Here is a 9,792-nt window from a genome sequence, read left to right as displayed (position 1 = left end):
CTGATGCTGACGCGCGGGTAAAAGAAATGTATAACGATTATGGCCTTTGGGGGAGAATGGATTTCACAGATTGGCATGAAGTGACCAATGCTTATTTGTATGAAGATGTTAATAACCGTATGGGAGCTACAATGATCGATGATACTTGTCGTGAAAATGCGATTATTTTTTCTCAGACCTTATTGAGCAATGTTTCCAAAGAGTTTGCAAAAGCTTATTTCCCGTTGGAATTATTTTTTGTAAAAACCTATAATGGTAGTTGGTGGGCGGCTGATTATGCACAATTAGGAAGAAGTCGGTTTGTACTGTGTTGGCCGAACCAAATGGAGGGAGCTTTGCCTGTCACTAAAGAGGCTAACCCGGATTATTATTATCAGGATTCTCTGATTTCGGGTTTGATTTGGAAAAATTTCGGGACAATGATCGCTCAGCGTTTCGATGAACCGATCAAAGAATTTGTATTGGCTGGAAAAGCTTATGATAATGGGGAAGCTTATGATAATATCAGAGAGCAATATCAAAAAGACGGTGATGAAGAAAAATATGATAAAGCAATCGATGAATTATGTAAAAACGGAGGATTCCTGTCTGGAGCCGGTTCTGGAAAATTTACAACAGATTTTGGAGATTGGCTTAGTCTTTTAGTTATGGAATCTTATGATAACATCAAAAAGGATTATTTAGACAACAGTATAGCCAGAACTGCTAAATATAAAGTTATTGTCGAATTCTTTAAAAAATATAATTGGGATATACAGGCAGCTGGAAATAAATTCCGTCAGAAATACAATGAGTACAAAGCAACTTTACCTCCTCCTGTAGAAGATGATGAGGAAGAATAATAAATAATTTATTATTACATTGAATGATCTTCCTCCTCTATTATTTGAAGGAAGATCATTCCCTAAACCAAATGGATTATGAAAAGTACAATTCAGAAATTAAGATCGATGATTAGTGTCATTGCTATTTCTTTAATTTTAAGTTCTTTTACCACGAGTACAGCAAGAGTTGAGACTTCGTTCGGAACCACTATTATGGGTGTCCCGTCAGGGAGTAAAACTTTTACTTTTTGGGGAAATAATTATATTAGTGTGTCGATAGGGAATAATAGTTCTATTCCGGTTATTGCATTCTATGAATGTTTACAATTGCAAAAGGGTGAAGAGTATATTGTTTTACCTCCTTATCAGCATACGATGGGAACTCCATTTTATGTTGACGTTCCCGAGCATGAATTGCCTTTTCTGTGGGTTTTTAAATTTGATGCCTCATATTATGAACGAGAGGGTAATATAAATGTAGGTTTTGTCGCGACATGGGCACCGTATTGACTTTTTTGTCTCTAATAGAATTGATTGATACGTTTTAATCTATTTTTATAAAATGTCGGGAAATTATTTAGGATATCTACTTGGTTTTGTTTTGTTTGTATCGTGTTCGCATGAGCAGGATAAGAAGCAAAGGACTAGTTCGATCAATTTACGCCAACAATACGTCAAAACAAACAAGTTTTTAGACGTCGATATGTCGAAATTTCTTCCGGGGACTCAAACTCAAGCTTCGGTAACTGCCGAAGATTCGGCTCAGATGTTTGTGGCTTTGTATCGTTTTTATAGTCATGTGAAAGTGGTGGACGATGCCTACGTGTGTGATTTGACAAATGCGCAGGAGATTCAGGTTTCTGAAAGGGTTTTCAGATCTTTATCGGAGAATTTGCAGAAGACGAATCTGCAAATTCAACGGTTGAAAGAACAAGGCAAAAAAGTAACTATTTCTGAAATAACTCCCGAATACCTGAATTCCCTTTTAGAAAATAAGTGAAATCAGATAGACTGGTTTCACTTATTTATTTTGTCGGATATCTATATTGCTGTTAGCAAGTTTGTACTTGATTTTAGAGTGGAAGGTCCTATTCTGATTTACTTTTCAGTCCGCTTCGTTCCAGCAATGCGTCGATGGTCGGTTCCTGGCCCCGGAAGCGTTTATAAAGTATCATCGGGTGTTCGGAACCGCCTTTTTCCAGGATATTTTTCCGGAAAGATTCGGCGGTAGCCTGGTCGTAAATACCTTGTTGTTTGAAAACCGAGAAAGCATCTGCATCCAACACTTCCGCCCATTTATAGCTGTAGTAGCCGGCAGCATAACCTCCTCCGAAGATATGGCCGAAACCGGTAGAAAAACAGCTGCTGTCTACGGGCGGAAAGGATTCGGTCGGAGCCATTGCCTGATTTTCGAATGCCTGGATAGAACCGTTGACAGGAGAGGTGACCGAATGCCAGGCCATGTCGACCAGGCCGAAACTCAATTGGCGGTCGTTTTGGTAACCACTCTGGAAGTTGGCTGCTTCGTGGATCTTAGTGATATATTCCTGGGGAATTTTCTCTCCGGTCTGGTAATGTACGGCCCAGGTATCCAGCCACTCTTTTTCAAGTGCCCAATTTTCCATAATCTGAGAAGGTAACTCGACAAAATCCCGGTAGACATTGGTCCCTCCGGTAGAATTATAAGTACATTGGGATAACATCCCGTGAAGGGAGTGTCCGAACTCGTGCAGGAAAGTGGTCACTTCGTCGAAGGTCAGTAGGGAAGGTTTGCTGGCTGTCGGTTTGGTAAAGTTCATCACCAGAGAAACCAGCGGCCGTACGTCCTGCCCGTCTTTTTTATGCTGGCCTCTGAATTCGGTCATCCAGGCACCACCGCCTTTGCTTTCGCGTGGGAAAAAGTCCGTATAGAGAACGGCAAGAAAACGGCCGTCCCGGTCGTATACTTCGAAGGTTTTTACATCTTCATGGTATTTGGCGATATTGTCCACTTCTTTAAAAGTAAGGCCATACAATTTGTTGGCTAATCCGAATACCCCCTGCTGTACATTTTCCAGTTTAAAATAGGGTTTTAGCATTTCGTCGTCGAGCGCGTATTTTTCCTGTTTTAATTTATTGGAATAATAGGCCCAATCCCAGCGTTGTAATTCGCCTTTAAATCCCTGACGCCGGGCAAATTCTTCTACTTCCTGTTTTTCGGCCAGGGCATGAGGATGAGAAGCGGCCAGCAGCTGACCGAGGAAGGTATTCACCATCTCCGTGTTTTGGGCCATACGGTCGGTGAGTACGTATTCGGCATAGGTCGGATAGCCCAATAGTTGTGCTTTTTCCAGACGGAGAGCAACCATTTTCCGGATCACCTCTTTGTTGTCGTATTGGTTATCCCGGTTTCCCCTCGAAGCATAAGCCCGGTACATTTTTTCACGCAATTCCCGCTTGTCGGCATATTTCATAAAAGGAATGTAACTGGGGGCATGCAAAGTGAACAGCCAGCCTTCCAATTCTTTTTCTTTTGCCGTCATCGCAGCCATTTCGACCGCTCCTTCAGGAAGACCTGCCAGATCTTTTTCGTCGGTAATGTGGAGGGTGAATCCGTTGGTTTCGGCCAGGGTATTTTCGTCGAATTTTAATCCCAGCTGAGATAGCTCCATAGCTATTTCCTGAAATCTTTTCTGGGCTGCGTTTTCCAGATTAGCTCCTCCTTTAATAAAGGATTTCCACGTATCTTCCAGAAGAGTAGATTGTTCCGGTGTCAGACTTTGCCGGTCCCGGGATTCGTATACTTTTTTCACCCGTGCAAAAAGTTCCGGATTCATGTATACACTGTTTCCGTATTCAGTCAGTTTCGGTGAAATCCGTTGGGCGATCTGTTGCATTTCTTCGTTGGTACAGGCGGAGTTTAGATTGAAAAAAATCGAAGAAATCGTACTCAGTTTTTCTCCGGCCTGATCGAGCGCTACGATGGTATTTTCAAAGTCCGGAGCTTCTGCCGAAGTTGAAATTGCTTTAATTTCTTGCTTGGCTTCCTCGATGGCCCGGTCGAAAGCCGGTTCATAATGCCGGATTTCGATACGGTCGAAAGGAGGGGTTTGATGAGGGGTAGTGAAATGCTCCAACAAAGGATTGCCGGCCTGCTTTTCGCTACACGAAGTTATCGATAAGATAAGTGTCGTCATACAAATTATTGTTTTCATTTATATTTCTGTTTTGTTTACGGCAAAAATAGAAATTAATCTTCAAAATCTATACTAAGTTTATATTATTGGGAAAATAAAGCGGAAACAATGGCTTTGCTATAAATTATACCAGAATCGGGCTTTACACTAGTTTTAAAATTATAAATTGTAGTTAAAATTATATATATTTGTCCATCATTTATGTCCGGCATGTTGTCAGATTCAAAGATATTGCAAACACTTCGGGAAAAAGAACCGCTCGGTATGGATGCCTTGTTCGAAAGGTATTACAGACCCTTAGTGGTATTTGCCGAATCGTATTTGCATGATTTGCAGAGTGCAGAAGATTTGGTACAGGAACAAATGGTAAAGTTATGGTCGAAGCAGACCTTTGCCGGTATCGTTCCCGAGGCATTGGGTACTTTTTTGTTTACCGTAGTGAAAAATGCCTGTATCAACTGGCTCGAGAAGAAGAGATTGCCTGTAAAAAGCCTGGATCTTCTTCATTATCAGATCGCTTTGGAAGAGGCCGAACGTTTGGACGATTCCGCAGTGGAACTGATCCGGGGAGCCTTGGAAAAATTACCTGATAAAACCCGTCTCGTGGTTACGGTGGTTATGTTGCAGGAGAAGATGTATAAAGAGGCGGCCGAGGAATTGGGGGTGTCGGTAAATACAGTAAAGACTTTATTGAAGCAAGGCATGCGGGAATTGAGAGAACTGTTGAAAGATAAGCAAGAATTAATATTTTATTTTTATCTTCTGCGTGCTGAATGTAGAGAACAGAATCCAATATATGATCACCTTTAATTCGAATGTTATGATAAGAAATCTTTTTCTGTTAGTCGTGTTTTTAGGTTGTGTTAGTTTGCGGCATGTAGAGGCTGCCATCGATATCATACCTAAGCCGGTGAAATTAGTAGAAACCGATGGCCGGTTCGATATCACTTCCGCCTGTTCCATTGTGGTGAATGACGATTTGAAAACTTGTGGGGAGTTGTTGGCAGATTATCTTCAACCGGCTATGGGGTATCGTTTAGCAGTGAGTAGTAAAGCGGAGAAAAGCAAGCCGGCTATCCGTTTAAGCCTCGATAAGAGCTTGAAGAAATTATCTGAAGAAGCCTATCGGTTGGAAGTTACCGGGCAGGGGGTGCGTATACAGGGGGCTTCGGAGAAAGGAATATTCTATGGTATCCAGACGTTGTTGCAATTGCTTCCTGTCGAAATCTTTCAGACTGAAGTACAACCGGTAAGCTGGACCGTTCCCGGAGTGCAAATCGAAGATTATCCCCGGTTCGGATGGCGTGGATTTTCACTGGATGTATGCCGTCAGGTTTATTCGGTAGATTTTATTAAAAACTGTATCGATTGGCTGGCTATGCACAAGATGAACGTCTTTCACTGGCATTTGACGGATGATGAGGGATGGCGGATAGAGATTAAAAAATATCCGGAGCTGACCCGTACCGGTGCATGGAGGGGACCGAACGAAAAGTTACAGCCTACTTTTTGTTCGGGATACTACCGTTATGGCGGTTTCTATACGCAGGAACAGATCCGGGAAGTGGTCGGTTATGCTGCTAAACGGCAGGTGATGATTATGCCGGAAATCGAAGTGCCGGGACACAGCCGGGCGGTAGCTGCTGCTTATCCTGAAATTCTTTGTGATTATATAGATCCCGGGAAGCACGAGTTGTCGCAGAATTCCTGGTGTGCTGCCAATGAACGGGGATACGAAATCCTGGGGGATATCCTGAAAGAAGTAGCAGGCTTGTTTCCTTGTCCATATATCCATATCGGAGGGGATGAAGTGGAGATGGAGTATTGGGAAAACTGTCGCCGGTGTACCGGATTGATGAAAGAGAAGCATTTTAAGAAACCTGCCGAGGTACAGAATTATTTTATCCACCGGGTAGCGGAATTAGTCGAAGCTGCAGGGAAGAAAATGGGAGGCTGGAGTGAGATTATGGACGGAGGAGAACTGCCGTCGGGTACGGTAGTCTTCTCGTGGATCGGACTGGACCATGGTATCGCTGCTGCCCGGAAAGGATTACCGGTGGTGATGATGCCTGGGGAATACTGTTATTTCGATATGGGACAGACCCCGCTGGAACGCGGACATTATTGGGCAGGAATGGTGCCTACAGAGAAAGCATATGCTTTTAATCCCTTGATTCCCGATAGCCTGAAACCGGCTGAAAGAAAAAATGTGCTGGGGGTAGAAGGGGCGATCTGGTCGGAAATGATGGATCGTCCGGCCTGGCATTGTGAATATCAGATGTTCCCGCGTTTGTGCGTTACGGCAGAAATCGGATGGACACCCCAGGAGCAAAGAGAATGGACCGATTTCAAGGGACGTCTGGATAGGAGTCATTATATGCGCTTGTATCAGAAAGGCATTCGTTTTCGGGTACCTTTCCCGGAAGTTACTTATCAGAACGGGGTATTGACCGCAGCGGCTCCTTACTCTGGGGCAGTGATTCGTTACACGGCCGATGGTAACGAACCAACCTGTTTCTCTCCGTTGTATACCGGTGAGATAAAGACAGAACAACCTGAAAACTATCGGTTTAAGACATTTTTTACGCCGCATTGGGGAAGTATTGCTGTCGGTATCGAAAAGTACTTGCATCCGGAGATGAAGGTGACAACGACTATCGACGCTCATCCGAAATGTCCGGCCCAGTTGCTGGCGGATGGAAACGAAAAAACTTTTTTCAGGAGTAACCGACGGGTAACCGACGGGGATACCGTTTTGTTCGAATTCGAAAAACCTTTGGATTGCCGTAAAATAACGATCAAGAGTGGAGCTTACCAGACCAGCCATTATATCATTACCCATGCTATTGTCGAAATATCTACGGATGGAGAGCGTTTTATGCGTTCCGGCTGGTTCGATGCCGAAGGGGACAGTGAAGTGATCTGTACGGTTCCGATCAAGGCTTTGCGTATCGTGTTTACCGAACCTCAATACGAAGAACGATTGGTTTTACAGGATTTGAAGATCGAGTAGGCAAAAGGAAATTTGAAAAACAGAGCGTGTTTGTTGAAAATATTGTTCTATCTTCGTAGGCCGTAAGATGTTTTATTTTATGGTAGAGGAGAAAGAAGATCGGTTCACATTATTTAAACAGGGAGATGAACGTATTTTTCGGCAATACTACGAGAAATATTATCATGCATTATGTCTTTGGGTGGTGCGGATTATAAAAGAAGAGACAAGAATGCATGATATCGTTCAGGAGGCTTTTATTGTTTTGTGGAACAGCCGGATGATTATAGAATCTGAACTACACCTGAAAATGTTTCTTTATCAAGTGGTTCGTAACCGCTGTTTCAACTACTTGAAAAGTAAACGGGTCGAGGAAAAATATATTCAGGAGTATCTGCAAATGGAAGAAGAAGGGGGTTTCGAAGATACAGTGCTTGAAGAAGAAGTACATCGTATTGTTGCACAAGAAATTGAAAAATTACCCGAGGAACAAAGGAAAGTGGTATATTTCCATATGGAGGGAAAAAATAATCTCGAAATTGCTGAAATCATGCAGATTTCTGTGAATACGGTGAAAACCCATAAAGCCAGGGCCCGAAAAACATTAAAAAATAAATTAGATAATCTTTTCATTATCACAGTCTTGTTGGGACTGTGATAATTTTTTTTTCTTTTTTTACTTTCCTTGTCATTCTCTTGGCCTTTTTAATTGTATTATAGTTAAAAGAGCTAAAAGTCTGTGACGTTATGAATAATTACGATGAAATAGAGCGTAAAATTTTCCTGATCAAAAATTATTTGGAAGACAACCTTAGTGTTGCCGAAGAGGAAGAATTGCGGGTATGGTTGGATGAATCGCCGAAACATCGGGAAACTTTTCAGCGAATCAGGGATAAAAAAATATTGTTTGCAAAGTTGGAATATCGGCAACGGCAAGAAAAGGAAACCGATTGGAAAGTGATTTGCCGGAAGACGGGTATCGGCTCTTCCCGTCGTTTGTGGTATATTCGGGTGGCGCGTTATGCAGCTGTTTTCTTCGGATTATGCCTGGGGGTATGGTTGTATTTCAGGGCTCAGGTGTCACAGCCTCAGGAATCGACATTGGCCGCTATTTCTATGGATACCATTTGTCCGGGATATAAACAAGCTTATATCGAGTTGAAAAGCGGTGAACGGATTGCCTTGGGAAATACCGGGAACAAGCAGGAGAAACGAATCAAGGGGATGGTTTTAAAAGAGGAAAAAGATGGAGTTATGATATTGCCCGGTGATTCGTTGGCTGATAAAGCAGTAGCGGTGGAAAAAAGTTGGATCGTGGTGCCGAGGGGAGGAGAATATCAACTGATTTTACCGGATGGTACGAAAGTGTGGTTGAATTCCGATTCGAAACTCGAATTCCCGAACACTTTTGTAGGCGATGAAAGAAGGGTGAAGTTGGCCGGTGAAGCGTATTTCGAAGTGGCTAAAAATAAAGCTAAACCTTTCCGGGTAGAGGTAGATCGGGTGGAGGTCGTGGTTTTAGGTACTTCATTTAATATACATGCTTATGATGAGGCGGTTAAGACTACTTTAGTCGAGGGCGCGGTAAAATTGAATGTCGCCGGTAAGGCTTATTCGCTTTCTCCCGGTTTTGAAGCTAATGTCGATCAGGGAGGGGTGAAAATAGTGAAATCGGATGTCTATGAGCAGATTGCCTGGAAGGATGGAAGATTTGTATTTCGTGAAAAACGATTGGAAGAGGTCATGTCGATCTTGTCTCGTTGGTATGATTTTGAAATTTTCTACCAGAATGCGGCAGTAAAAGATTTGCATTTTACGGGCAATATTCCCCGGCATGCTACGATTAATGAAGTGTTGAAATTTTTGGAACGTACTCACCTGGTACATTTTAGTGTGGTTGGGCGAACGGTAATCGTATCTGAATAAACGTCCCTATATTTCGTGAGGAAAGCAAATATTATAATTTTAATAAAAGACTAGCCACCGGAAACTGGTCCTTTCCGGTGGCTAAATTAAACAACAAGGTGTTTAATCTGTTAAAAACAAATTTATGAAAAAAAATCGAAAAAGGTGGTATCCGGAAGAGGGTATTCCCGGAAAATTTTTGAGAAAAATGAAGTTGATTTTATTTCTTTGTTGGGCCGGTATGATGCAGGTATCGGCTATGTCTTACGCACAAACCGGCACGGTAAGTATCCGGGTGAAAGAGACGGCTTTGCATGAGATCTTTCAACTTATAGAAGCTCAGTGTGGTTATACTTTCGTTTATAATAACGAACAGTTGAATGGCTTGAAACCGGTGTCCATCGAGATGACCGATGCAAAAATCTCCAAGGTCTTGGATGAATGCTTGAAGGGGACGGATTTGCGCTATGAACTGCTGGACCAGATCATCGTCATCAACCGCCGTAGCGCTCTCCCTCAGACTGCCCTTGATTTGCAGGGAACCGTTAAAGACAAGGAAGGCAATCCGCTGCCGGGTGTTTCCGTTTTTATTAAAGGTACTACCATCGGGGTGGCGACTGATGTAGACGGTAAGTTTAAAATGCAGTTGCCTGAGATGGAAAATATGGTTCTGGTGTTCTCATTTACCGGAATGAAAAAACAGGAGGTAAAATATACGAAACAGCCTGTACTGAATATTGTGATGGAGGAAGATGTGGCTGAAATGGAAGAAGTGGTGGTAAATGGATATTTTACTAAAAATAAGGACAGTTTTACCGGAAATGCCGTAGTGGTGAGTAAGGATGAATTGGCAAAAGTCTCTTCCAATAACCTGCTCAGTGCTTTACAGGTGTTT

At 42.6% G+C, this 9,792-nt stretch carries 9 protein-coding genes; 8 read left to right on the top strand and 1 reads right to left on the bottom strand.

Going from position 1 to position 9,792, the window contains the following annotated elements; all coding sequences use genetic code 11:
• The 3 genes from WS34_RS13150 to WS34_RS13140 all read left to right on the top strand — a co-directional run.
• Nucleotides 1–842 (top strand): hypothetical protein (locus WS34_RS13150; RefSeq protein ID WP_286693785.1); only part of this gene is annotated, 842 nt, incomplete at its 5' end.
• A gap of 78 nt (nt 843–920) precedes the next feature.
• Nucleotides 921–1,334, top strand: a complete 414-nt coding sequence (locus WS34_RS13145) for a hypothetical protein (protein ID WP_022160137.1) — start codon at nt 921–923, stop codon at nt 1,332–1,334.
• 193 nt (nt 1,335–1,527) lie between these two features.
• Nucleotides 1,528–1,824 carry a hypothetical protein gene (locus tag WS34_RS13140; RefSeq protein WP_046405329.1) on the top strand — a complete coding sequence of 99 codons (297 nt, stop codon included), beginning with the start codon at nt 1,528–1,530 and terminating at the stop codon, nt 1,822–1,824.
• A gap of 88 nt (nt 1,825–1,912) precedes the next feature.
• On the opposite strand, the gene WS34_RS13135 is transcribed toward WS34_RS13140, so the two are convergent.
• Nucleotides 1,913–4,000 carry a M3 family metallopeptidase gene (locus WS34_RS13135; protein ID WP_502685467.1) on the bottom strand — a complete coding sequence of 696 codons (2,088 nt, stop codon included), beginning with the start codon at nt 3,998–4,000 and terminating at the stop codon, nt 1,913–1,915.
• A 210-nt stretch (nt 4,001–4,210) separates the two neighbouring features.
• Here WS34_RS13135 and WS34_RS13130 point away from each other — a divergent pair, with 210 nt between their 5' ends.
• The 5 genes from WS34_RS13130 to WS34_RS13110 form a co-directional block, all read left to right on the top strand.
• A complete protein-coding gene (locus tag WS34_RS13130; RefSeq protein ID WP_240143344.1) occupies nt 4,211–4,810 on the top strand; it encodes an RNA polymerase sigma factor in 600 nt (199 codons plus the stop codon).
• Between the two features lie 10 nt (nt 4,811–4,820).
• Nucleotides 4,821–7,013: a glycoside hydrolase family 20 protein gene (locus WS34_RS13125; RefSeq protein ID WP_286693784.1), complete on the top strand. Its 2,193-nt coding sequence runs from the start codon at nt 4,821–4,823 to the stop codon at nt 7,011–7,013.
• Nucleotides 7,014–7,092: 79 nt separating this feature from the next.
• A complete protein-coding gene (locus WS34_RS13120; protein ID WP_013610692.1) occupies nt 7,093–7,650 on the top strand; it encodes an RNA polymerase sigma factor in 558 nt (185 codons plus the stop codon).
• 89 nt (nt 7,651–7,739) lie between these two features.
• On the top strand, nt 7,740–8,918 hold the full coding sequence (locus WS34_RS13115; protein ID WP_046405323.1) for a FecR family protein: 1,179 nt from the start codon (nt 7,740–7,742) through the stop codon (nt 8,916–8,918).
• Nucleotides 8,919–9,042: 124 nt separating this feature from the next.
• On the top strand, nt 9,043–9,792 hold a 750-nt coding region (locus WS34_RS13110; protein ID WP_046405322.1), incomplete at its 3' end, for an STN domain-containing protein.

This window comes from Odoribacter sp. N15.MGS-14 (genome assembly GCF_000980245.1).
Taxonomy (GTDB): domain Bacteria; phylum Bacteroidota; class Bacteroidia; order Bacteroidales; family Marinifilaceae; genus Odoribacter; species Odoribacter splanchnicus.
The sequence above is the reverse complement of the archived record's forward strand: the minus strand, read 5'-3'. Positions and strand labels throughout refer to the sequence as shown.

Coding starts and splice junctions, on each gene's coding strand:
- WS34_RS13125 (WP_286693784.1), top strand. CDS start 4,821: ATGATAAGAAATCTTTTTCTGTTAGTCGTGTTTTTAGGTTGTGTTAGT.
- WS34_RS13130 (WP_240143344.1), top strand. CDS start 4,211: ATGTTGTCAGATTCAAAGATATTGCAAACACTTCGGGAAAAAGAACCG.
- WS34_RS13140 (WP_046405329.1), top strand. CDS start 1,528: ATGTCGAAATTTCTTCCGGGGACTCAAACTCAAGCTTCGGTAACTGCC.
- WS34_RS13135 (WP_502685467.1), bottom strand. CDS start 4,000: ATGACGACACTTATCTTATCGATAACTTCGTGTAGCGAAAAGCAGGCC.
- WS34_RS13120 (WP_013610692.1), top strand. CDS start 7,093: ATGGTAGAGGAGAAAGAAGATCGGTTCACATTATTTAAACAGGGAGAT.
- WS34_RS13115 (WP_046405323.1), top strand. CDS start 7,740: ATGAATAATTACGATGAAATAGAGCGTAAAATTTTCCTGATCAAAAAT.
- WS34_RS13145 (WP_022160137.1), top strand. CDS start 921: ATGAAAAGTACAATTCAGAAATTAAGATCGATGATTAGTGTCATTGCT.